At 68.1% G+C, this 22530-nt stretch carries 20 protein-coding genes; 15 read left to right on the top strand and 5 right to left on the bottom strand.

Annotated features, from left to right (window positions below):
* Positions 1–4 precede the first annotated feature (4 nt).
* Complete coding sequence (locus L2D01_03060) at positions 5–4132, top strand: translocation/assembly module TamB domain-containing protein (protein ID WBQ10768.1); 4128 nt, start codon at positions 5–7, stop codon at positions 4130–4132.
* Positions 4133–4224: 92 nt separating this feature from the next.
* Positions 4225–4899, top strand: coding sequence for a hypothetical protein (locus tag L2D01_03055; protein ID WBQ10767.1), 675 nt, complete (start codon positions 4225–4227; stop codon positions 4897–4899).
* Positions 4900–4907: 8 nt separating this feature from the next.
* Here L2D01_03055 and L2D01_03050 read toward each other — a convergent pair whose 3' ends face one another.
* The gene (locus L2D01_03050) at positions 4908–6140 is read right to left on the bottom strand and encodes a hypothetical protein (protein ID WBQ10766.1); all 1233 of its coding nucleotides are present in this window, start codon (positions 6138–6140) and stop codon (positions 4908–4910) included.
* Between the two features lie 246 nt (positions 6141–6386).
* Here L2D01_03050 and L2D01_03045 point away from each other — a divergent pair, with 246 nt between their 5' ends.
* Genes L2D01_03045 through L2D01_03035 form a run of 3 tightly spaced genes read left to right on the top strand, consistent with a single transcriptional unit; the run spans position 6387 to position 11192 of the window.
* Positions 6387–6974 carry a TetR/AcrR family transcriptional regulator gene (locus L2D01_03045; protein WBQ10765.1) on the top strand — a complete coding sequence of 196 codons (588 nt, stop codon included), beginning with the start codon at positions 6387–6389 and terminating at the stop codon, positions 6972–6974.
* Positions 6971–8050 carry an efflux RND transporter periplasmic adaptor subunit gene (locus L2D01_03040; protein WBQ10764.1) on the top strand — a complete coding sequence of 360 codons (1080 nt, stop codon included), beginning with the start codon at positions 6971–6973 and terminating at the stop codon, positions 8048–8050. Before L2D01_03045 ends, L2D01_03040 begins: the two co-directional genes overlap by 4 nt.
* Positions 8051–8081: 31 nt before the next feature.
* Entirely contained in the window at positions 8082–11192 is a 3111-nt protein-coding gene (locus tag L2D01_03035; GenBank protein WBQ10763.1) for an efflux RND transporter permease subunit, read from the top strand.
* On the opposite strand, the gene L2D01_03030 is transcribed toward L2D01_03035, so the two are convergent.
* On the bottom strand, positions 11186–12205 hold the full coding sequence (locus L2D01_03030) for a DUF1311 domain-containing protein (protein WBQ10762.1): 1020 nt from the start codon (positions 12203–12205) through the stop codon (positions 11186–11188). The two genes, L2D01_03035 and L2D01_03030, sit on opposite strands and share 7 nt — an antisense overlap.
* Positions 12206–12432: 227 nt before the next feature.
* Here L2D01_03030 and L2D01_03025 point away from each other — a divergent pair, with 227 nt between their 5' ends.
* The 10 genes from L2D01_03025 (at position 12433) to L2D01_02980 (ending at position 20269) form a co-directional block, all read left to right on the top strand.
* Positions 12433–12576 (top strand): hypothetical protein, encoded by a 144-nt coding sequence (locus L2D01_03025; protein ID WBQ10761.1) that lies wholly within the window; start codon positions 12433–12435, stop codon positions 12574–12576.
* Between the two features lie 146 nt (positions 12577–12722).
* The gene (locus tag L2D01_03020) at positions 12723–12899 is read left to right on the top strand and encodes a hypothetical protein (protein WBQ10760.1); all 177 of its coding nucleotides are present in this window, start codon (positions 12723–12725) and stop codon (positions 12897–12899) included.
* 294 nt (positions 12900–13193) lie between these two features.
* Positions 13194–13571, top strand: a complete 378-nt coding sequence (locus tag L2D01_03015) for a hypothetical protein (GenBank protein WBQ10759.1) — start codon at positions 13194–13196, stop codon at positions 13569–13571.
* A 126-nt stretch (positions 13572–13697) separates the two neighbouring features.
* Positions 13698–14060 carry a hypothetical protein gene (locus tag L2D01_03010; GenBank protein WBQ10758.1) on the top strand — a complete coding sequence of 121 codons (363 nt, stop codon included), beginning with the start codon at positions 13698–13700 and terminating at the stop codon, positions 14058–14060.
* Between the two features lie 106 nt (positions 14061–14166).
* Positions 14167–14895 (top strand): response regulator transcription factor, encoded by a 729-nt coding sequence (locus tag L2D01_03005; protein WBQ10757.1) that lies wholly within the window; start codon positions 14167–14169, stop codon positions 14893–14895.
* Between the two features lie 8 nt (positions 14896–14903).
* Positions 14904–16217 (top strand): ATP-binding protein, encoded by a 1314-nt coding sequence (locus tag L2D01_03000; protein ID WBQ10756.1) that lies wholly within the window; start codon positions 14904–14906, stop codon positions 16215–16217.
* Between the two features lie 80 nt (positions 16218–16297).
* Positions 16298–18061, top strand: coding sequence for a hypothetical protein (locus L2D01_02995; GenBank protein WBQ10755.1), 1764 nt, complete (start codon positions 16298–16300; stop codon positions 18059–18061).
* An 84-nt stretch (positions 18062–18145) separates the two neighbouring features.
* The gene (locus tag L2D01_02990; protein WBQ10754.1) at positions 18146–18697 is read left to right on the top strand and encodes a pilus assembly protein; all 552 of its coding nucleotides are present in this window, start codon (positions 18146–18148) and stop codon (positions 18695–18697) included.
* Positions 18698–18700: 3 nt separating this feature from the next.
* Complete coding sequence (locus tag L2D01_02985; GenBank protein ID WBQ10753.1) at positions 18701–19411, top strand: pilus assembly protein; 711 nt, start codon at positions 18701–18703, stop codon at positions 19409–19411.
* 70 nt (positions 19412–19481) lie between these two features.
* Positions 19482–20269, top strand: a protein-coding gene (locus tag L2D01_02980) for an IS5 family transposase (protein WBQ10752.1) whose coding sequence is annotated in 2 segments (ribosomal slippage) — positions 19482–19815 and positions 19815–20269 — 789 coding nt in all. Because the reading frame shifts where the segments join, the coding sequence is not laid out codon by codon here.
* Here the strand turns inward: L2D01_02980 and L2D01_02975 are convergent.
* The 3 genes from L2D01_02975 to L2D01_02965 are packed head-to-tail and all read right to left on the bottom strand — an operon-like array spanning position 20266 to position 22526.
* Positions 20266–20760, bottom strand: coding sequence for a DUF3429 domain-containing protein (locus tag L2D01_02975; GenBank protein ID WBQ10751.1), 495 nt, complete (start codon positions 20758–20760; stop codon positions 20266–20268). The two genes, L2D01_02980 and L2D01_02975, sit on opposite strands and share 4 nt — an antisense overlap.
* An 18-nt stretch (positions 20761–20778) precedes the next feature.
* Positions 20779–21603, bottom strand: a complete 825-nt coding sequence (locus L2D01_02970) for a TIGR02186 family protein (GenBank protein ID WBQ10750.1) — start codon at positions 21601–21603, stop codon at positions 20779–20781.
* On the bottom strand, positions 21600–22526 hold the full coding sequence (locus L2D01_02965; GenBank protein ID WBQ10749.1) for a sulfite exporter TauE/SafE family protein: 927 nt from the start codon (positions 22524–22526) through the stop codon (positions 21600–21602). Before L2D01_02965 ends, L2D01_02970 begins: the two co-directional genes overlap by 4 nt.
* Positions 22527–22530 lie beyond the last annotated feature (4 nt).

Raw genomic sequence — 22530 nt, 5'->3', positions numbered from 1 at the left:
GGACATGACACCCGCCTCCCCCGCCCCGAAGCGGCGGCGCCGCTGGCGCGGCTGGGCCATCGGCGTTGGCGCGACGCTCACCACGCTGCTGGTTATTCTGGCGGTGGTGATCGTGTCCGGCTTGCTGCTGCTCAGCGGCCCCTTCGGGCGCGAGCTGGTGCGCGAGACCGTCAACGGGCGCGAGATCGCGGGCTATGGCGAGGTGGAGATCGGCGCGGTCAGCGGCAATGTGCTGGGCCGTTTCGAGATTGACCGCATCCGGGTGCGCGATGCCGACGGCGTGTGGCTCGACGCGCGCGACGTAACCATTGCCTGGTCGCCCTGGACTCTGCGCCGTTACGTGCTGCGCATCGAGACGTTCACGGTGAGCGAGGTGGCGATGTCGCGCCGTCCCGTGCGCGCCGAGCGGCCACCTTCTGACGGCGGGTTTGATCTGTCCCGCCTGCCAGGCATTCGCGTGGGCGAAGCGCGCTTTGACGCCATCCGCCTGGCCGAAGGCGTCGCCGGTCCGGCCGCCGTCTACGCCCTGTCGGGCGATTTGCGCCATGATGGCGGACGCTGGCTCGGCGAACTGGACGCCCAGCGCACTGACGCTGTGGGCGACCGCCTGCTCGCCGAGATCGATTTTTCCGACACGATCATACTGGACGCCCGCTTCGACGCGCCGCCGGGCGGCCTGCTGTCGCGCCTGCTCGACGCTGAAACCCAGGGCGCCACCGGCGTCGTCACCGCGTCCGGCACGCTGGATGAAGGGGCGGGCGACGCCGAGATCTATATCGGCGATGACCTGGCCGTAGACGCGCGCCTGACCTGGGCGAACCGTGTGGCGCAGGCGTCTGGTCAGGTCCGGCCCGACGCCTGGAGCCGGCTGGCGCGCATCTCGCAGCTCCTCGGCGGCACGCTGAGCGTGGAGGCGCGCGCGCCTTTGGGCCGCGAAGGCATCACCGCGCCCGATATCAGCGGGCTCACTGCGCTGATCGAAGCGCCCAACGCCCGGCTCCAGGTGGCCATGACCGCTCCGCGCATCGGCCAGATTGAGCTGGAGGCGCGCAGCGCGCTGGTGGCGCTGGCCACCAATGACGCGGTACAGGCCGAGCATCTGGCCATTGACGGCGTGGCGGACCTGTCAGGCGAGAATCCGGTCTTCACCGGCGAGATCGCCGGACGCGCCGTCACCCTGCCCGGCGGCATAAGGATGGGCGCTGTCAGCGGTCCGGTGTCCACGCAAGGCGGGCTGGATGCGCCGCGCATCAATACCGAGCTCGCCGTCACCGGCGCGTCCTACGATGTCGATGCGCTCGACCGCCTGATCGGCCAGACGCCACAAATCGCCGCCGACTTCACCTTCGTGCGCGAGGACACCAGCATCGAGATGCACAGCTATGTGGCGCGCCTGCCCACCGGGGTCTTCTCCGGATCAGGCGGCGTGTCGGTGCCTGAGCGCCGCTGGCGCATGGCGGCGCAATCGGACCGCGCCCGGTTCAATCGTCTCGTTGACCTGATCGAGGGCGAGGGGGCCATCGCGCTCAACGCGGCAGGCGATTTCGCCGGCGCGCTGAATTTTGACGCGCAGCTGGACGGCTTCACGCCGGCGGGCGAACTGGCCGAACGCCTGGAAGCGCCCTTGTCCGCCGCCGTGTCGGGCCGGCGCGAGGCGGGCAGCGGGCTGTATCTGGATGTGGTCAGCGCTGAAGGTCCGCAATTCGTGCTCGAGGCGCGCGGCGAGCAGGCGGGCGATGACTGGCGCTTCAACGGAGATCTGGCCTGGTCAGGCTCATCACCCCTGGCCGCCCTGACTCTCGAAGGCGCGCTGGAAGCGGCGTTCAAGGCGCAATATGGCCCCGAAGGCCTCGACGTGCGGCTGGATGCGACGGCGGGCGCGCTCAGCGCCGGTCCGCTGGGCATTACCGGCGCGCGCCTGCGCGTCGAAGCCTCGGGTCCGCTGGACGCGCTGTCCGGCGCCGGGCGCCTGACCGGCGCCAGCGACCGCGGACCGGTGGATGTGGGCGCGCAGTTCGCCCGCGACGGCGAAACCCTTCAGCTCAGCCGGCTGGACGGCCAGCTGGCGGCCGTACGTATTGACGGCACGGCTTCAGTGGGACCGGAGATTATCGGCGCCGATCTGATCGTCAGCCCGGTCAGCGGGTTTGGCGAGATGTCGCTTCAGGCCGAACTTCGCGAAGGCATGATCGCCGTGCGCGCCGAGGCGGAAGACATTGTGGGCGAGGATCTGGCCTATCTCGACCGCTTCCTCCTGACCCTCAACGGACCGCTCGACGCCGTCGCCATACGCCTGGAGGCCGACGGCGCCTATGGGGCCGCGTTCAACGCTGAAGCCGACGGCGTCCTGCGGCTGACCGGCGAGCCGGGCGCTCAAGTGACGCTGGACGGACGTTACGGCCCCTTCGCCATCGCCACGCTGGAACCCATGGAGGTGCAGGCCGGTCCCGTCCCGTCCCTCGATCTGGCTCTGCGCATCGGCAATGGCGAGCTGCGCGCGAGCGGCGCCGGGGGCGAGACGCCCACCCTCACGGCGAGCCTGGACTCGGTTCCGGCGGGCATTCTGTCCCTGCGCCGGGCGCGCAGCCCGGTCATCGGCCTGCTCACCGGCGATCTGACCGCGACCCGGACCGATGGCGTCTGGCGCGCGGACGCCACCCTGTCAGGCTCCGGCCTGCGCCCGCTCGAAGCGCCCGACGCCGAAGACCTGGCCGGTGAGGTGCGCCTGGTCCTCGACGAAACCGGCCTCACGCTGACTGCCAGCGCCGAAGGCGTCGGCCTGACGGCCCGCGCCAACGGGCAGATCGCCAGCGGGCCTGTGGGCGGGCCCGATGATCTGATGCGTCCCGGGGCTGCCTTGTCCGGCGAGGCTCTGGTGGAAGGCGAGATCGGGGCGCTGGCCGCCTTCCATCTGGCCGCCGCCCAGACCCTCTCTGGAGAGGCGAATGTCTCTGCGCGCCTGACCGGCACGGTCGGTACGCCGCGCTTTGAGGGCAGTCTGGGGCTGGAGGACGGCGTCTTCCGGGACGGCCGCGCCGGGCTGGCAGTGGAGGCGATCTCCCTGCTCGCCCGTTTCAGCGAGTCCAGCCTGATCGTGGAGCGCCTCACCGCAACCGATGGCGATGCCGGCACGCTGAGCGGCGCAGGCGAGGTGAGCATCGGGCCGGAGGGTCTGGGCATGCTGGAAGCCGATCTCAATGTCGATTTCCGCCGCTTCCGCCTGGCCGGCAGCCCGGATCTGGAAGCCATCGGCACGGGCGATGTGCGCTTTCAGTTTGCCGATGAAGAAGGCCTGATCACCGGCGCCGCCGTAATTGACCGCGCCGAGATTCGCCCGCCGGAAGCCTCGCGGCCCTCCATCCCCTACATCACCGTGACCGAGATCAACGCCCCGGGCGGCAATCGCGAAGCCCGGGAGCGCGCCACCCCGATCCGGCTGAACTACGCCGTCAGCGCCCCGGCGCGCATCTTCGTGCGCGGACCCAATTTCGACACCGAGTGGTCGATGAATCTGGAGATCACCGGCACGCTGGACGCCCCCCATGTCAGCGGCGTGATCAATGCCGAGCGCGGCCGGGCGGACATGCTGGGCCGGGTGTTCCAGCTGGAGGCCGGGCGCGTCACCCTCAATGGCGATCCGGGCGAAGCCCAGCTCGACATCTCGCTGGCGCGCGAGGCCCGCGACATCACCGCGCGCGTGCGCGTGCGGGGCACGGCGCGCGATCCGCGCATCGCGCTGGCCTCGACGCCCGCCCTGCCAGAAGACGAGATCGCCGCCCGGCTGGTGTTCGGCGAGGGCGCAGCCAATCTCAGCGCGGTGGAGTACGCCCAGCTCGCCGCATCTCTGGCGTCGCTGTCGGGCGGATCGGCCTTTGATCCGCTGGGCGCCCTGCGCCAGGCCACCGGGCTCGACACGTTCGGGGTACGCACCGATTCGGGCGGTCAGACCGTGGTGGCCGGCGGGCGCTATCTCACCGACACGGTGTATCTGGAGCTGGAAAGCGCCGGGTCCGATGGCGGTCCGACCACGCAGATCGAGTGGGCGCTGACGCGCTCGATCTCGCTCCTGTCGCGCCTGCGCGGCGATGGCGACGCGTCGGTGGCGGTGAGCTGGCGCACAGAGTACGACTGAGGCTACCCGCAATAAATTTGTCCGAACAAAGTTGACGAGGCCCGCCGCGGGCGCTTTGGTGCGCGCCGGACACACCGGCGGAGGGACGCACCATGATCAGCGCAGACTGGATCTACAACGCGCTGGTGTTCAGCCATATCGTTCTGTTCGCCGTCTGGCTGGGTGGCGATATCGGCGTGTTCATCCTGGGCCAGCACTTCCGCAAGCGCCGCTATCCGCTGGAGACCCGCCTGCATTTCCTGAAGCTCCTGGTGCTCAACGATATGGGACCGCGGACCGCCTGGGCGCTGATGGTTCCGGTGTCGATCTCCATGATCGCGGTGAGCTGGGCGCCCCTGCCGGGCTGGCTCGTGGCGCTGAGCTGGGCGGTGGGGTTCATCTGGCTGGGACTGGTATGGGGCGCCTATCTCAACGCCGAGACGCCGCTGGCAGCGCGTCTGAAAACAATCGAGTTCTGGCTGAAGATCGCCCTCACGCTGGGCTTCGTGGCGCTGACGCTCGCCGGGCCCGCCGGCTGGCTGGACCTGCCGGGCTGGCTGGCGCTGAAAGCGGGGCTGTTCACCGCCATCTTCGCCATCGCGATCATGATTGACGTGAGCTACACGCCCGTCGGCCCGCTCCTGAAGCGGCTGATCACGGACGGCTCCAGCGACGCGACCGAAGTCCCGCTCCTGCGCGCCATGAACCGCACGCGGCTGTGGGTGCTGGGCCTCTACGCCCTCTTGATCGTCATCGGCGCGGTAGGCGTCTTCAAGCCGGCCTTCTGACCGGCGCTCTAGCCAAACAGCGCCTGGATCATGTCCGGGAACTGGCCCGTCGCCATGAAGGGCAGCATGAGCGCCAGCGTCACCGACACCGCCAGACCGATCCCGGCGCGGCCGATATCGGCGGCCACGTCCTTCACGGCGGCGCCGCGCGGCTGCAGTCGGGTCATAAAGGTGATCGCGATCTCCCGGCCCGCCAGCAGGCCCAGGAAGACATAGGTGGTGCTCATCGGGATATCGTTGAGCTCCTTGAAATACATCAGGATCAACCCGTAGAGGAAGTCCACCACCGTGGCCGAGCGCACGTCCACCGTGTTGGTCTTGCGCAGGACGATCTTCTGAATTTCGCCCCCGCGCGCGGCGAAGATGATGGCGTGCAGACCGACCATCAGCAGGGTGGTGAAAATCAACAAGCCGATGGAGAAGGTGACCTGCACGCTGCCATCGGGCAGCAATGTGGTCTCGCGCGGCAGGTAGATGAAAATATTGGCCAGATCCTGCATCAGCCATTGCGACCACAGGAACCCCGTGGACAGCCATTGCAGCACATACCAGGTGTTGAAGCGCCGTGTGAAGACCGCCACGAGCACCGCGAACGCGACCACCGCCCCGGCGCCGATCATGTTGAGATTGTCCGCGCCCGGCAGGGTGGGGCCGTTGACCAGCAGATAGACCAGCACGCAGATCAGCAACGCGACGGCGGGGATGGTCCACCAGGGATGGCTGTCCTCCTCCACCTCGGTGCGCGCCACCCATTTTTCAAACGCGTGGGCGATCACCACGAAGATGATCCCGCCCGTGGCGAACGCCACGCCGTATCCGATCAGGCTCTTGATCATCATGTCGCCCAGCACGCCTGCGGTGGCGGCGCCGCCGGTCAGCGTGAAGATCGTCAGTACAAGGAAGGTCGTGGAGACCGGGATGCCGAACCGGGTCAGCACCAAGAGGGCCAGCGGCGGCAGCACGTGCCACCACTGGATGCCGGTATCCGGGAACGGGATGCGGTTGAGGCGCCCGTAGGCGATGTCCCCATCATAGGCGAAATACCCATACACCATCACGATCACGATGATGGTCGAGGCGAACGCCCAAAGGATCAGCCAGGGCCGTTTGGCGTTGGAGGCGAGGAAGGTCCCCAGGGTCTGGATCACGTCGTTGGCGACGATGGCGTACGCCGCAAACAGGAAACCGATGAGCGCCCAGAGCGGCACGCCCAATATCGCGACTGAAGCCAGATCCGGCATCACCATCCCCGTTCCGCTGGCGCGCAGCGCCCCTCCGCGCCCGGATACCGCGCCGGGCGCACGCGGCAAAGCAATTCCTGCGGCTGGAATCGCAATTTCAAGGAAATGTCATACAGCGCGGGCCCGGCTGGCCTCCCGGATATGGCGAAAATTTCATGCGCCGCGTCTTGAACCGTCCGTCTGGACGGTCTAGATAAAAACCGACCAGACGGTATAGATGCACTGCAGCAATCCCCGGACCCCTCCATGGCTGACACCCGTTCCTCCACCGACGCCAGCGCTGACACCGTCCGGCCAGCCACGCGTGATGTGATCCTGGACGCGGCCGAACGCGTGGTATCGCGCGAAGGATCGGGACGTCTCACCATAGACGCCGTGGTGCGCGAAAGCGGCTTCTCCAAGGGCGGCGTGCTCTACAATTTCCCATCCAAGCAGGCGCTGATCGAAGGCATGGTCTCGCGCCTGATCGCCCAGGCCAAACATGATTGCGAAGCCGCGCTGGAAGGCGCCGAAGCCAGCGGCGCCAATCCTGTGGCGGCCTTGCTGCAGGCCCTGCTGACCTTCAAGCACGCCAATCGCGACGTCGCGATGGCCCTGCTCGCCGCTGCGGCGGAATCGCCCGAACTGCTCGATCCGGTGCGCGAGATGATGACGCGCATCCGCGAAGACGTGATCGGGCGCGCGCCCGATCCGGTCATGGCGCGCATCGCGCTTCTGGCCGCTGACGGCATTCATCTGGCCGACCTGCTCGGCCTCGACATGATCACCCCTGATGAGCAAGAGGCCGTTGAAGCCCGGCTCATCCAGCTGGTTTCGGAGCCCTCCCCAAAATGACCCGCGCCGCCGCCATGGTCTCTCTGGCCGTCATGCTGATCATCGCCGCCTGCAGCCCGCCGCCGGTGGAGACAGAACCCGTCCCGCGCCTGGCGCGGGTCGAGACGGTGAGCAGCGGCGACGCCGCCGCCTTGCGCGAATTTGTCGGCCGCGTGGAGCCGCGCCTGAGTGTCGATCTCGCCTTCCAGGTGGGCGGGCGCCTGGCGGACTTTCCCGTCGTGGAAGGCCAGATCCTCCCCGAAGGCGAGGTGGTCGCAAGGCTGGACGCGGCGGATTTCGCCCGCGCGGTGCGTCAGGCCGAAGTGCAGCGCCAGCAGGCCAGCCAGAATCTGGAACGCCAGCGCACGCTGAATGAGCGCGGCATCGCGTCAGACGCGGCGCTGGAACAGGCCCAGACCGAATTTGATCTGCAAAGCGTGTCATTGGAGACCGCGCGTCAGAACCTGCGCTACGCCACCATCAACGCGCCGTTTCAGGGTCTGGTTTCGCGCCGTCTGGTGGACAATTTCACCACTGTGGCCGCCGGCCAGCCGGTGGCGCGCCTGCAGGACATGAGCGAGCTGCGCGTGGCGATCCAGATCCCCGAAAGCATCGTGGCGGTGGTCGACCAGAACCAGCCCGCCGAGCTGGTCGCGCGCTTCCCCTTCCTGCCCGGGGAGACCTTCCCGCTGACCTTCCGCGAGCTGGGCGCCGAGCCGGAACCAGCCTCGCGCACCTATACGGCGGTGTTCGCCCTGCCGCCGGACCTGCCGGGCAATATCCTGCCGGGCATGACCGCCACGGTGATGGTCTCGCTTGAGGCCCTGACCGGGTCCGAACCGGCGCTGGTGCGCGTGGCGGCCGGCGCGCTCAGCGCCGCGCCGGACGGGGGTTTCCGCGTCTGGGTCTATGACCCGGAGGCGGGACAGGTGCGTGCCCGTGACGTCGAGGTCGGCCCCATGGGCGGCGACACGGTGGTGATCCGCCACGGGCTGGAGCCGGGCGAGCAGATCGTCACCACCGGCGTCAGCGCCCTGTTCGACGGCATGCCTATCCGCCCCATGCAGGGGCGCAACGGTCTTGCTTCCGGCCGCTAGGGTTCGCTGACACTCACTCGGGATATTCGCCATGGCGGACATAAAGACCAACGCCGCCATGTCTGTGGCGCGCCTGTCCATCGAAAAGCCGGTGCTGACCTGGATGGTCATCCTGGCCTGTTTCTTTGGGGGGATTTACGGGATCAACACGGTCGCCCAGCTGGAAGATCCGGCCTTCACCATCAAGCAGGCGCTGGTCTACACCGCCTATCCCGGCGCGTCCGCTGAAGAGGTGGAGCGCGAGGTGACCGAGCGGCTGGAAACCGCCATCCAGCAAATGCCGCAGCTGGAAGCGGTCTATTCCAAGAGCCAGCCCGGGATCAGCGAGATCACGGTGGAGATCGCCGACCGGTATGACTCCGGTGACCTCACCCAGATCTGGGACGAGCTGCGCAAGCGCCTGAGCGACGCGGCCCCCGGCCTGCCCCCGGGCGCGGGCGAGCCGCAGGTGATTGATGATTTCGGCGACGTCTATGGCATCTTCTATGCCGTCACCGCGCCGGGCTATACCGACGCCGAAGTGCGCGACATCGCCGCGCTGCTGCGCCGCGAGCTTCTGGTCACCGATGGCGTATCGAAAGTCTCCACCGACGGCGTGCCCGAAGAGCGCATCTATATCGAAATCCCGCAGGAAAACCTGGTCCGGCTCGGCCTGCCCGTGGGCCAGGTGCTCGAAACCCTCTCCAGTGAGAATGTGGTGGTGTCCGCCGGCGAGGTGACCGCCGGCGATCTGCGGGTGCGCGTGGACATGCCCGGCTCCATCGGCGGGGTGGAATCCATTTCCAACCTGCTCATCTCGCCGCGCGATTCCGGCCAGACCCTGCGCCTGTCCGATCTGGGCGACGTGATCCGCGCGCCCGTGGAGCGCGCCGAAGTCTATATCTTCCACAATGGCGAGGCGGCGTTCACGCTGGGCGTGTCCGGCCTGCCCACCGCCAATATCGTGGATGTGGGCCGCGCGGTCGAAGCGCGCCTGGCGCTGATCGCGCAGGAGCTGCCGCTGGGCGTGGAGATCGCCCCGATCTACCAGCAGCACCGGGTGGTCGATAGCTCCATCAACAACTTCCTCATTTCGCTGACCCTGTCGGTGGGCATCGTGATCGGCGTGCTGTGCCTGACCATGGGCTGGCGCGCGGGCGTCGCCGTGGGCTCGGTGCTGCTGCTCACCGTCATGGGCACTTTGTTCTTCATGTCGGTGTTCGGCATCACCATGCAGCGCATCTCGCTGGGCGCGCTGATCATCGCCATGGGCATGCTGGTCGATAACGCCCTGGTGGTGACCGAAAACATGCAGGTCGCCGTGCAGCGCGGGGTCAAGCGCCTGAAGGCCGCCGAGGACGCCGCCGCGAATACCCAATGGCCGCTCCTGGGCGCGACCGTGATCGGCATCATGGCGTTTTCCGGCATCGGCCTGTCGCCGGACTCAACCGGCGAGTTTCTGTTTTCGCTGTTCGCCGTGATCGCCATCTCGCTGATGCTCAGCTGGGTGCTGGCGCTCACCGTGGGTCCGATGATCGCCTATCATCTGTTCAAGTCCGAACGCGGGACCGTCGCGGACCCCTATTCCGGGCGGCTTTATCGCGGCTATGGCGCGATCCTGACCGGCGCGCTGAAACGCCGCTGGATCACCATGGGCGTGCTCGCCGCCATCACCGTGACCAGCTATTGGGGCTTCGGCTTCGTCAAGGCGTCCTTCTTTCCCAATTCCAACACGCCGATGTTCTTCGTCAGCCTGACCCAGGCCCAGGGCACGGACGTGCTCGCTTCGCGCGATCTCGCCCGGGATCTGGCGCGCTGGGCCGGCGGACAGCCGGGCGTCACCCAGGTGGACGCGTTTGCGGGCCGCGGCGCCACGCGCTTCATGCTGACCTATAACACCGAGCAACCCAACGCCGCCTTCGCCCAGCTCATCGTCCAGACCGAAGACATGAGCGATATTCCGGACGTGGAAGCGCGCATTCTGGACTACCTGGCGCAGGACTATCCCCATGTGCAGGCGCGTTCGGACCGCATCGTGTTCGGCCCGCCGTCGGGCGCCCAGCTGGAGGCGCGCTTCCAGGGTCCTGATTCCCATGTCCTGCGCGAGCTGGGCGAAACGGCGATCGTACGCCTGCGCGAGGAGGCGGACGTGCGCGATCTGCGCACCAACTGGCGCAATCAGGCGCTGATCCTGACGCCGCAGATCATCGAGGCGCGCACGCGCACGGTGGGCGTCACACGCGGCGATATCGGCGAGGCGCTGCGCCTGGCCACAGACGGCGACCAGATCGGCGTCTACCGCGAAGGCATCGACCTCATCCCCATTGTGGCGCGCGCGCCGGCCAGCGAACGCGCCCAGCCGGACAATCTGTCCGACCGGTTGATCTGGAGCCCGGCGCAGTACGCCTATGTGCCCATGAGCCAGGTGGTGTCGGGCTTCACGCTGGAAGCCGAAGAGACGCTGATCCTGCGCCGCGACAAGGTGCGCACCCTGACCGTCCAGGCCAATCCCCGGCCCGGCGAGACGGCGGCCCAGGCCTTCGCCCGCTTCTCAGCCGTGGTGACCGCCATGGATCTGCCCCGCGGCTATAGCGTGGAATGGGGCGGCGAGTATGAAGCCAACCAGATGGCGAATGAATCGCTGGGCGGGGTGCTGCCCATCAGCTTCCTGGTCATGCTGGCGGTAAGCTTCCTGTTGTTCATGACCGTGCGCCAGCCGCTCATCGTCTGGCTGATCGTGCCCATGTCCATCGTGGGCGTGACGGCGGGCCTGCTCGCGACCGGGATCGCTTTTTCCTTCACCGCGCTTCTGGGCCTTCTGTCCCTGTCAGGCATGCTGATCAAGAACGCCATCGTGCTGATCGACGAGATCGACCGGCGCATCCGCGAGGGCGAAGCGCCCTGGGGCGCGCTGGTGGATGGCTCGGTCAGCCGTCTGCGGCCGGTCCTGTTGGCGGCGGGGACCACCATTCTGGGCATGACGCCGCTTCTGGGCGACGCCTTCTTCCAGGGCATGGCGATGACCATCATCTCCGGCCTGGCCTTCGCCAGCATCATCACGCTGGTGGCGGTGCCGGTGATCTACGCGCTGTTCTTCGCGATCCGCGCGCCGAAGTCTGACGCCCGGTCTGAGGCCGGCCCTGACTCCGCCCGGCTTCAGTAGCGCGGGCGGTTCAGGCGCACATCGATCCACTCCAGCGACCGGCTCACGCCCATCAGCGAGAAGGTCGCCAGCCGGTCCTGGCCGCGCGTGTCGACATATTGGACGGTGAGACGGCCGCCGCGGCGCATGGCGGTGATCAGGCGGGAGGTGGAATCGGGATCAGACAGCACGAACGCGCCCGACGCATCGGCCGAGTAGTGGGTCTGGGGCCGGAACACCACCGGGTTGCGGCCATCGACGCGCACCGAAATGGCGCGCGCGCCGTCTACCGGGTGCTGGTCCGAGGTGAACACGATGTCATAGCCCTGACCCGTCGGCCGGGCGCGCAGCTCCAGCCGGTGATCGGACTGGCCGCTTCCGCCCGCCGTGGTATGGGCGCCGCACATCCCGCCGCGCCGGCAGCTGGCCGTCCATTGCTGGAAGCGCTCGGTCTCCACCGCGCAGAACGGACCCTCGCACTGGGTGGGGTCTGTGGGCCATCCCGGCTGTCCCGGTTGGCCCGGCTGTCCGGGATTGGTCGGCTGTCCTGGCTGGACATGGCCCGCATCGATCTGGCCGGCGAGCTCGGCCAGGCGTGCGCGCTGGGAGCGCAGCAAGGACACACGGCAGGACGTCGCCTGCAGATTCCGCTCGGCATAGGTATGGCCCAGCATCGCGCCTTCAAAATCGCACTGGAAATCGAGATAGCTGCGCCAGGTTTCGCGCGCAAAGCGCAGCGCCTCGGCCTCGGTGGCGCGCTGGAAGCTGTCCTCGCGCCCGGTGACCATGGAGATCAGGCGCTGATAGGTGATGTCGTAATGGCTTTCGGCTTCAAGCAGCAGGCGCGACAGGCAGGCGCGCATTTCCAGCTCGCCCCCGGCCGAGCGGCGGCATTCGTCCAGCGGCGTCGCGGCGTAATAGCCGCCCCATCCGCTTTGCTGGGCCGACGCCCAGCGCGCGTTATCGGCGATAGCGGGGGCCGCAATGAAGACTGCGGCGATGGCGAACACTTTGGCGGCGGCGGATAACGACATGGCGAACCCCTTCGAGACTGGAGCCGGCGCCTCCCCCTTGATGCCGCCAACCCGCGATTCTGATCACTATAGCGCGTGAATAGCGGCGAGCATAAGGCTTCGTTAACCATTTTTTTCCTCCCGCGCGGAAGTCCCTGCTGCGCCTGCCGATTGATCGCACCCGGCGGTAGCCGTCCGGTGTGCGCCCGTCTAAGCTGAACACGCTGAAGCTACTGGAGACGCGCCCGATGACCGAAGAAACGACCAAGACCGACGCCCGCCAGGGCGTGCGCAAGCCGGGGCAGGAACGCGTGCTGCGCCGGTCGCTGATCTTCTCGGCGATCGCCCTGGTCGTCGCGCTGGCCGCCGTACTGATCTGGCGTGCGCTCTGACCTGGGGACGCCGGCACTGAACGCCGTGACCGCCTGCCTATAAAGGCGATTGCGCGCGCCAATAGGCGTGATAATGTCCGCCTCGCTCCGGAGCCGCTGTCGAGGACAGTGCGCTGATGGCCGGAGCTACCCGGATGAAAATCGTCATGAAGAGTGTTCTCTTTGGCGCTGCGTCAGCCCTGCTGCTGGCGTCGGCCTCCTTTGCGTCGCCCGCCGGTCAGGTGTTCGAAGTGACCGAACCCGAGGCCGTGTTCACGATCGCCTTCGATGCCGAAGGCGCCTATGTCATCGAAGCTGGCGAAACAACCAGCGCCGGGACCTAGACCCTGGAAGACGGCGTCCTGTGCCTGACCGGCGCCGAAAGCGAGGAGCCGTCGTGCGGAACCTGGACCGATCTTGAAGTCGGCGAGTCGAACGTGACCACCGAATGGTCGCAAGACGGCGTGGAAGTCACGATCCTGCGAGTCGAATAACCCGCCCTGCCGTCTGCCCCGGGCCCCGCGCCGCACCCCGGCGCGGGGCTTTTTTGCGCCAATTGCAACTTGGCCCGCCTCTTGCGTCCCGCCTCGCGATGGTGAAGTCTGCCGATTGGCGCGATCGTGGGGGGGTGTAGGGCCATGAGACGTTTAGTGAAAACCATGCTGACCGCGACGCTGGCGCTGCCCGCCGGGGCCGCCCTGATGATGTCCGCGCCGGCGTCTGCGCAGGCCCAGTCCGCACTGGGGCCGGAGGGACGCGTCTACGCGGTCGAGACCCGGCAGGGGCGCTACACAGCCCAGTTCCGCCGCGGAGGCAGTTATCAGGATTCCCGGCCGCGCTCGGGCTCCTGGCAGTTTGACGGCCGCACGCTGTGCGTCCTGTTCCAGGCCGCCTCACGCACCGAGCCGGAATACGAGATTTGCAAGCCCTATCGCGAACTGGCGGTGGGCGAGAGCTATGAGACCAATGCCTGGACAGCCGACGGCAGCGCCGCGCGCATCACGCGGGTGGAATAGCGCGCGGCGGCGCGCGCGCCAGGGCAGGGCAAGGCTGGCGAGACGCGCCGCGCGCGGTCTGCTAAACTGGCCCGCATGGCATGACCGGGTCCGAGGGGGCCCGCGATGATTTGAGGGAGTCTGCCCATGGGCCTTCTGGGTCAATTGACCGGCCGGTCGCTGCGCCTGAGCATTACGCTCTTTCTGGCGTTTGTTCTGTCCTATCTGATCCTTGGCGTTCTGGCCTTCCAGTTTCCCGACGTCCTGCAGGTCATGCTGCGATGGGCGTCCGACGTGGAGCGCTATATGACGGGCACGGGCCTGCCGGCGCGATACAATAACTTCCTCGAGATTTTCGTGAACAAGGCCACCATCCTTCTGGTGTTCCTGACGGTGATCTCCAGGATCCTGATCGCGATCATCGGAACGATCGTCAGCGAGTCGGTGCGCAGCCTGAACCCGCCATCGCCCAAGCACGCCGCGCCGCGCAAGATGGCCCAGGCGCGCTAGGACACGCCCGGCTGACCGGACCCGATCTTCCGCCAACCGCGCTGGCGCGCAGCCATTGGCGCAATGCGCGCGCTGAGGCATGATCACGCCATGACCGCGGCGCGCCATGTCTGAACCCCGCCCCCACCACGTGCTGGTCGTCGATGACGATGACCGCATCCGCGAGCTGCTGGCGCGCTTTCTGCGCGAGAAGGGCCTGCGGGTGTCCCCCGCGCCCGACGGCGCGCGCGCCCTGGCCCTGATGGAGCAGATCAGCTTCGATCTGGTGATTCTCGACGTGATGATGCCAGGCCTGGACGGGTTCGAGGTGACGCGGCGCGTGCGTGAACGCGCCGCCACGCCGATCCTCCTCCTGACCGCGCGCGGCGAGCCGGAAGACCGCATTCGCGGCCTGTCGCTGGGTGCGGATGATTATCTGGCCAAACCGTTCGAGCCCGAAGAGCTGGTGCTGCGCGTGCAGGCGATCCTGCGCCGCTCCCTGCCCCGCAAGCTCGGCCCCGCCCGGGTCAGCTTCGGCGAGTGGATGTTCGAGATGACGACGTTGCGCCTGACGCGCGACGGCCAGCCGGTGCGCCTGACCGGCGGGGAAGCCGCGCTGCTGCATGCGTTGGCCGCCCAGCCGGGCGAGCCGGTCAGCCGCGCGACCCTGTCAGAACGCGCCGCCGCCGGCGCGGGCGAGCGGGCGGTGGATGTCCAGATCACCCGCCTGCGCCGCAAGGTGGAGGCCGACCCCAAGGCGCCCGTCTGGGTCCAGACCGTGCGCGGCGAGGGCTATCGCCTGGTGGCCGAGCCGGTCTATGCGCCCATGACCTCCGTCACGCCTGTGCACGGGTGAGGCCGGTCATGCGCTTTCGCTTGCGGTCCATCATGCCCAAGGGCCTGTTCGCCCGCTCGCTGCTGATCATCGTGCTGCCTGTGGCGCTGATGCAGGGCGCGGTGACCTGGGCGTTTTTCGAACAGCACTGGCGGTCCACCACAGCGCGCCTGTCGGAAAATATCGCCGGCGACGTGGCGATGATCGTGGAGATGCATGCGCGCTCCAGCGATGAGGATTTCGAGCCTATCGCCGACCTCGCCTTCTCCACCCTGGGCCTCAGCGTTGAGTTCCACCCCGCCGACGCCCTGCCCACCAGCCGGCGCACCGCCTTTTTCCGGGTCCTGGACCGCACCTTGCGCCGCGCGCTGGCAGGCCAGCTCACCGAGCCGTTCTGGTTCGACACCACGCGCTATCCCAATTATGTCGACATCCGCGTCGAGGCGGGCGGCGGCGTCTTGCGCTTCATCGCCGCACGCGATCAGGTCTTCGCCACCACGGGCCATATCTTCGTCATCTGGCTGAGCGGCGCGACGCTGCTCCTGATGACCGTCGCCATCCTGTTCATCCGCAACCAGGTCAAACCCATCCGGCAGCTGGCCGAGGCCGCCGAGGCGTTCGGGCGCGGTCAGGACGTGGAGCGCTTCAAGCCCGCCGGCGCGCGCGAGGTGCGCCAGGCCGCCAGCGCCTTCCTGGATATGCGCGCCCGCCTGAAGCGCCATATGGAGCAGCGCACCCAGCTGCTGGCCGGGGTCAGCCATGATCTGCGCACGCCGCTGACCCGCCTGCGCCTGCAGCTCGCCCTGATGCCCGACAGTCCCGAGCGCGAGGCCGCCCGCAGCGACATCGCCGACATGGAGGCGGCGCTCGAGGAGTATCTGGCCTTTGCGCGCGGCCAGGCGGGTGAAGAGCCCGGACTGCTGGACCTCACCGCCCTGTGCGAGACACTGGGCGATGATGCGGCCCGGCAGGGCGTGGATCTGCGCCTTGATCTGGAAGAGGATCTCATTGTCCAGGCCCGAGAAGGCGCCCTGAAGCGCGCCCTGGTCAATCTGGTGCAGAACGCCGCCGCCCATGGGCAGGACGTGGCGCTGAGCGCACGGCGGCAGGGACCGCGCATCGAGGTGGTCATCGATGATGACGGCCCGGGCATTGCGCCGGACCTGCGCGAGGACGCCTTCCGCCCGTTCAACCGGCTGGATGATTCGCGCAACGCCAACCGGACCGGCGTGGGGCTGGGCCTGGCCATCGCGCGTGATACCGTGCGCGCCCATGGCGGAGAGTTGCGCCTGGAGGACTCGCCTCTGGGCGGCTTGCGCGCGCGCATCTCGCTGCCGGCGTGACCGGTGCAGCGCCCGCGGCCTTGACCGCGCCATGATCGTCGCGTGTTCTCCCCCTGACGCCCCGCAAACGGAGATCTCTCATGGCTGGCACTGCACTCATCGCTTGGACGGGCGCCGCCATGCTGGCCGCAGCCGGTGCGCAGCCCGCCGGGCCCCACCTGCAGGGCGAGGCCTATCTGGATGCCCGCAGCGCGCCGTTCGAGACTCTGGCCGACACGGTCTGGACCCGCACCCGCACGCCGCTTGCCGGCGAAGGCGCCGGAACCAGCGTTCAGGTCGCTGCGCGCCTTGGGCCGGACTGGGCCGGATGGCGCGTCGAGGGCGGCGCGGAGTCGCTGGCCGACTGGCGCACCCGCCGACTGCTCACCCTGTCCGCCGACGGGCGGACGCTGACAAACGCCAGCCTGTATGGCGAGACACGCCGCCGTCTCGACACTTATGTGGCGCTGTCAGGCGCGGGCGCACGCGAGGAGATCGCCTTCGGGGCTGCCGGTACATTCCACCGCATCTGGCTGGAAGCGGCCATGGGCATAGCCGCAACCGACGACACGCTGAGCTTTGAAGACACCCCCGCCGGCTTCGACGCCAGTTTTGAAGACGACCGCCTGTTCCGCGCCGATTTCGGCGGCGAAGACGGCAGCTGGTGCGAGGCCGCGCCTCTGGACGGCGACGCCGCGCGCTCGGCGCGGGGCTGGCTGCGTCACGCCGCGCCGGTGCATCCTGACGTGATGACCCGGCTGGAGGCCGAGCCGCGTTTTCCCTGCGCCTTCGAGCTGACCGTCTACAGCCCTGAAAGCCCGCAAGGGCGCCGCGAGCGCTGGGTGATGCAGACCGGTCCGGATGGCGAACCGGCCGAGGCGGCACAGGCGGATGAGCCGGCGCAGCAGGCCAGCGCCCCTGCGGCGCCGCCGGCCGGGGATGCGCCGCCCACCCTGGCCGAACTTCTGGCCATGTTTGACGAAGCGGGAGATGAGGGGGTCGACGCCGAGCTGGTGATGCGCGCCCTGTCCGCCTCGAATTCCACCCCCTCCCGTCCCGCAGCCTCCAGCCCGGCGCCGGCGCCGGCCGCGTCTGCGTCAACCCGCCGCCCGGTCAGTTCCGCGGCAACCGACGGCCCGCTGGGCCTGCGCCTGCCCGGCGGCGTGCGTGGCGCGCGCCTGACCTTGAAGGGCGACGAGTATCTGGAGGCCGCCGGCGCGGCGGCGCTGGCGGCTGTGACCGGACCGGCGGCCCGCGCGCCGGACCATGCCGATTTCTACGAAGCCTTTGAGCGGGCGCGCAGTACCGGTCACCTGGCCGAGGCGCTGCTGATCAGCGTTCAGGAGACCCATCATTTCGGGCCCTGCCCGGAAGATTCCATGGTTGGCGGCGCGCGGCTGACCTGCGCCCTGGTGATGGACCTGTCGCGCAGCGGGATCGGCGATGCGCAGTTTGAGCGCGCTGCGCAGGGTCTGGATGCGGCGCTGGAAGGCGCCCATCGCGTGGCGGTGGACTCGCTGTCCAACTTTATCGACAGCGGCGAGTACGCCGCGCCCGCCGCCCGGTTGCTCACCGCAAGCGCCCTGATCGGCTGGGGGCCTGAAGGCCTCGCCGCCCGACCTGATCTCGACCCGGCCGGTCTGTTGCTGGAAGCGATTGAGACCGATCCATACGCCCCGGAAGCCTACTGGCGCCTGGGTCAGCGCTTCATGGAAGCGGGCTCGGCCGAGACCGCTTGGACGCTGTTCGATCTGGGCCGCAGCCTGCCCGGCCGCGAGCCCGGACTGGGCCTGGAACAGGTCGGCGTGATCGAGGCGCGCCTGGCCGAACTGGCCCCCCACTGGCTGCCCGCCACCGGCGAGTAATCGCCCGCGGCGCACCACCCGGTCACGATTTGCTAACCGTGTCTTTTGACCGGGTATTAAGCGCGCTCGGTTAAAGCTGCCCGCATGAGTGAACCTGTGCGCCAACAGGCGGGCCGCCGCCATTTGCTGACCCTGCGCTTTATCAAGGCGCGCGAGGGCGCAACGGCTGTCGAGTTCGCGCTGATCGCCGGACCGTTCTTCCTTCTGCTCATGGGCGTGATCGAGATCGCCCTGTTCTTCTTCGCCTCCACCATGATCGAAACCGCCACCGCCGAAGCCGCGCGCGATATCCGCACCGGCGAGGTCATTGTGGCCGGGGACGGGCCGGGCGAGTTCCGCGACCGCATCTGTGCACGCGCTGGCGGAATCGTGGACTGCGCGCGTCTGCAAGTGGATGTGCGCCGGGTCGACAGTTTCAGCGCCGCCCAGCTGGGAGCGCTGGTGGGCGAAGACGGGGTGGATTCCTCCGGTTTTGACTTCGATCCGGGCGGGCCGGGCGAGATCGTCGTCGTCCGCGCGGTCTATGAATGGCCGCTGATCGCGCCGGGCCAGTTCAATGGGCTGGCCAATCTGCCCGGCAACAAGCGCCTGATCGTCGCTTCGGCGGCCTTCCGCAACGAACAGTTCGGGACCTGATCCATGATCGCGCGTCTGGCCCGCTTGGTGTCTCTGGCCCGCTTCGCCCGCGACCGGCGCGGCGTGTCGGCGGTGGAGTTTGCGCTGATCGCACCGATCCTGATCGCGTTGTATCTGGGCGCGGCCCAGCTCAGCCTGGCGCTCAGCGCCGACCGCAAGGTGTCCAGCGCTGCGCTGGTGGTGGCCGATCTGACGGCCCAGCGCGACACCGTCAACAATGCCGAGCTTGCCGATTATTTCGCCGCGGGCCGCGCCATGGCGGCGCCCTTCAACGCGGCGGGCCTTGCGCTGCGCGTCTCTTCGGTGCGCATGCATGATGACGGCACGATTTTCCTGGCCTGGAGCCAGGCCGATGGCATGGAGCCCGCCGCCGCGGCCCCGGTCCTGCCCGCCGGCCTTTTGGTCCCGGGCGGTTCGGTGATCGTGGTGGACGCCGAGATGGCGTTCACCACCTCGTTCGGCGAGTTGTTCGGCGGCGCCGTCACCTTGAGCGATTCCGCCTTGCTGCGTCCGCGCCGGTCGGGTCATGTGAATAATGCCAGCGAGCCCAATGGCGGGCTGGAAGCCCCGCCGGTGGAGCTGGTTCCGGATCCTGAGCCGGAACCCGAACCGGAGCCTGAACCCGAGCCCGAACCCGAGCCTGAACCGGAGCCCGTCGCCCCGACGCCGCCGCCCAGCTGCCACTGGCTCGCGCGTCTGCTGCGCCTGTGCTGATCGCTAGGACCTGTTGACGAAGTGGATTCCCAACCCGCCCGAAGCGTGATTCAAGACTGGCTTTTGGGAGGTGGTCTTGGTTCGCGGTTTGATGACGGACGAGGAGTGGGCGTTCTTTGCGCCTTTCGTGGTGGCGACCGGAGGCAAGCGGGGCCGCCCGCCTTCTGATCATCGCCGCGTGCTGGACGGCGTGTTCTGGATCGCGCGCACCGGCGCGCCCTGGCGTGATCTTCACGACTATTTCGGTCCGTGGACGCGGGTCTACCGCCAGTTCCGCCGCTGGACGCTGTCAGGCGTGTGGGAGGTGATGTTGGAAGCGCTGGGCGAGAGCGGGGCCGTACCCGACAGTCTTCAAATGGTCGATTCCACTATCGTTCGCGCGCACCATCAGGCTGCGGGCGCTAAAGGGGGACTCAAAAACAGGGTTTTGGGCGCTCAAAAGGTGGCTTCACGACCAAAATACACCTTCGCACCAACGCTGAAGGGCTGCCCATAGCCGCTGAGATCACCGGCGGTGAAGTCTCCGACTACAAAGGTTATGAGGCGGTGATGGCCGCGCATGGCCCAGTCCCGCGCGTCCTGCTGGCCGACAAAGGCTATGACAGCGACAATATCCGAACATCGCTGGAAGCCGCCGGCGCCGTGCCGATGATCCCGGCGCGCCGAAACCGCAAGAACCCCGTCCAGATCGACGACTTCGTCTATGGGCTGAGAAACCGCATCGAGCGGTGCTTCAACAAGCTGCGCTGCTCACGCCGCCTCGCCACACGCTACGACAAGACCGCCGACAGCTATCTCGGCTTCATCCATCTCGCTTCAATCCGCCTGTGGTTCCGGTACTTTGTCAACAGCACCTAGAGGCTGAAGGTCGGTGACGAGCGGATGAAGGCGGCGAGCATCAGGCTGAGCATGGCGCCCGCCGTCAGCAGCAGCCGCAGCGGCAGATACCAGCCGGGAAAGGTCGCCCCGCGCACCGCCGAGCGGTCCCACAAATATTGCAGCGCGAAGCCGAAGATCAGCACGCCCCAGCCCGCCAGTTCCATGTCCAGCGGCAGGCCGGGCCGGGCCCAGACCTGCATCAGCACCGCCAGCCAGCCCGCCAGCGCCACGCTCACCGCCAGAATGAGCACGCCCGGCCGCGGCGCGTCGGCGCGGATCACCAGCTCCGCCGCCCAGCGCCCGCCCGCCAGGAAGGACAGGATCACCGCGCCATAGACCGGCAGGGCGTTCGCCGCCTGCAGCGCGATCTGCCCGCCCAGCGCCAGCCCCAGCGCGCCACCGACAAAGGGAATGAGCCCGGCGAAGCCGAGCACCACAGGCAGAAGCGGGGCATCACTGAGGCGTTTCATCACGGTCCTCCGGGGCGGTCAGGTGCGGCGCATCACGAAGGCGGCCAGCCATCCAGCGAACACCGCGAGCAGCACGGACAACAGGCCATAGGCGAGCGGGCGTTCATGGGCAAGGTCGTAGATGGCCCGCTCGGTCCCGCCCTTGACCACCTCCAGCGAGGTGCGCCGCACCGCGATGGGCACGCCGTCGCGAAACAGATAGACGTCAGCGTCATACACGCCCGTGGGCGTCGCCGGCGGCAGCACCACCCGCGCGCGGAACAGCCCGGCCTCCAGGATCTCCACCCCGTCAGGCGCTTCCACATACAGCGCGTCGCGCGCCTTGTTGCGCACCAGCGCCGTGCGGTAATCGACAATCGCCGCGCCGATATCGGACACCACCACGCCGGCCACGCCGAAGCGGGTCTCGATGCGCTCGCTGTCCGGCGCGGACAGGCGCACATGGTCCATCCCGATGCGGTTGCGGCGCAGCGAGGAGAAGGTCGCGAACTCCGCCAGGGGCCGTGTCGACGCCACGGCGTAATATCCCGCCACTTCTTCAAAAATCACCGGATCGGCATTGACCCAGACGCCCATCACGCGCTGGCGGCGCATCACGCGCAGATCGCGCACCGGGCCGCGCACCACCACCGCAATGTCATCGCCCTCGGTCAGCCCCACCGCAGCGCCATAAAGCACCAGTTCCGCGCCGGAGAAGTTGGAGCGGATCTCCACCACATTCTCCGTCAGCGCCGCCGCGATCTGGGGTTCAGGGTCCACAGTCCCGGCCTGCCCGAACGACGGCGCGCCAGCGGCGGCCAGCCCCGCCGCCAGCCCTGCGATCAGGATCAGCCGCGCGGTCATGGCAGCCCCCTGAGCTCGATAAGCACATAAAGGTCGGACGGCTCGGCGGTGAGGTCCCAGGCGAGCTTCAGGCACACGGCGACGACGATCAGGGCGAGGCCCGCGCGCAATTCCTCCGCTCTCACTTTCGCCCCGTAGCGCGCACCGATCTGGGCGCCCACCACGCCGCCCACGATCAGGATCGCGGCCAGCACGATGTCCACGGTCTGGTTCTGCGCCGCGTGCAGCACTGTGGTCAGGGCGGTCACGAACAGGATCTGGAACAGCGAGGTGCCGATGACGACATTGGTCGGCATGCGCAACAGATAGATCATGGCCGGCACGGCGATGAAGCCGCCGCCCACGCCCATCAGCGCCGCCAGGACGCCGACCAGAAAGCCCAGCGCCAGCGGCGGGATCACGCTCATATAGAGCCCCGACACCGCAAACCGCGTCTTGAACGGCAGGGCGTCGATCAGCGTGCGCTTGCGCCGGGCGGGGCGCGCCGGGGCGATATTGCGCGAGCGGCGGATAATCGCCCCGACGCTTTCAAACAGCATCAGCGAGCCGATGACGCCGAGAAATCCGACATAGCAAAGCGCGATCACCAGATCGATCTGACCGGTGGCCTGCAGCAGCGCGAAAATCTGCACGCCCGCCACGGATCCGGCGGCGCCGCCAATGATCAGGATGATCCCCATCTTGATGTCCAGCGAGCGGCGCCGGAAATGCGCGATCGCGCCGGACATGGACGAGGCGACGATCTGGTTGATCTGGGTGGACACCGCCACGGCAGGCGGCACGCCCATGAACATCAGGATCGGGGTCATCAGAAATCCCCCGCCCACGCCGAACAGGCCGGACAGGAACCCGACGCCAAGACCCAGAGCAAGCAGGACGAAGAGGTTGAGAGAGACTTCCGCGATCGGCAGGTAGATCAGCACGGCC

The sequence above is a fragment of the Hyphomonadaceae bacterium ML37 genome, from assembly GCA_027627685.1.
Taxonomy (GTDB): domain Bacteria; phylum Pseudomonadota; class Alphaproteobacteria; order Caulobacterales; family Maricaulaceae; genus Oceanicaulis.
The sequence above is the reverse complement of the archived record's forward strand: the minus strand, read 5'-3'. Positions and strand labels throughout refer to the sequence as shown.

Coding starts and splice junctions, on each gene's coding strand:
- L2D01_03060 (WBQ10768.1), top strand. CDS start 5: ATGACACCCGCCTCCCCCGCCCCGAAGCGGCGGCGCCGCTGGCGCGGC.
- L2D01_03055 (WBQ10767.1), top strand. CDS start 4,225: ATGATCAGCGCAGACTGGATCTACAACGCGCTGGTGTTCAGCCATATC.
- L2D01_03050 (WBQ10766.1), bottom strand. CDS start 6,140: ATGCCGGATCTGGCTTCAGTCGCGATATTGGGCGTGCCGCTCTGGGCG.
- L2D01_03045 (WBQ10765.1), top strand. CDS start 6,387: ATGGCTGACACCCGTTCCTCCACCGACGCCAGCGCTGACACCGTCCGG.
- L2D01_03040 (WBQ10764.1), top strand. CDS start 6,971: ATGACCCGCGCCGCCGCCATGGTCTCTCTGGCCGTCATGCTGATCATC.
- L2D01_03035 (WBQ10763.1), top strand. CDS start 8,082: ATGGCGGACATAAAGACCAACGCCGCCATGTCTGTGGCGCGCCTGTCC.
- L2D01_03030 (WBQ10762.1), bottom strand. CDS start 12,205: ATGTCGTTATCCGCCGCCGCCAAAGTGTTCGCCATCGCCGCAGTCTTC.
- L2D01_03025 (WBQ10761.1), top strand. CDS start 12,433: ATGACCGAAGAAACGACCAAGACCGACGCCCGCCAGGGCGTGCGCAAG.
- L2D01_03020 (WBQ10760.1), top strand. CDS start 12,723: ATGAAGAGTGTTCTCTTTGGCGCTGCGTCAGCCCTGCTGCTGGCGTCG.
- L2D01_03015 (WBQ10759.1), top strand. CDS start 13,194: ATGAGACGTTTAGTGAAAACCATGCTGACCGCGACGCTGGCGCTGCCC.
- L2D01_03010 (WBQ10758.1), top strand. CDS start 13,698: ATGGGCCTTCTGGGTCAATTGACCGGCCGGTCGCTGCGCCTGAGCATT.
- L2D01_03005 (WBQ10757.1), top strand. CDS start 14,167: ATGTCTGAACCCCGCCCCCACCACGTGCTGGTCGTCGATGACGATGAC.
- L2D01_03000 (WBQ10756.1), top strand. CDS start 14,904: ATGCGCTTTCGCTTGCGGTCCATCATGCCCAAGGGCCTGTTCGCCCGC.
- L2D01_02995 (WBQ10755.1), top strand. CDS start 16,298: ATGGCTGGCACTGCACTCATCGCTTGGACGGGCGCCGCCATGCTGGCC.
- L2D01_02990 (WBQ10754.1), top strand. CDS start 18,146: ATGAGTGAACCTGTGCGCCAACAGGCGGGCCGCCGCCATTTGCTGACC.
- L2D01_02985 (WBQ10753.1), top strand. CDS start 18,701: ATGATCGCGCGTCTGGCCCGCTTGGTGTCTCTGGCCCGCTTCGCCCGC.
- L2D01_02975 (WBQ10751.1), bottom strand. CDS start 20,760: ATGAAACGCCTCAGTGATGCCCCGCTTCTGCCTGTGGTGCTCGGCTTC.
- L2D01_02970 (WBQ10750.1), bottom strand. CDS start 21,603: ATGACCGCGCGGCTGATCCTGATCGCAGGGCTGGCGGCGGGGCTGGCC.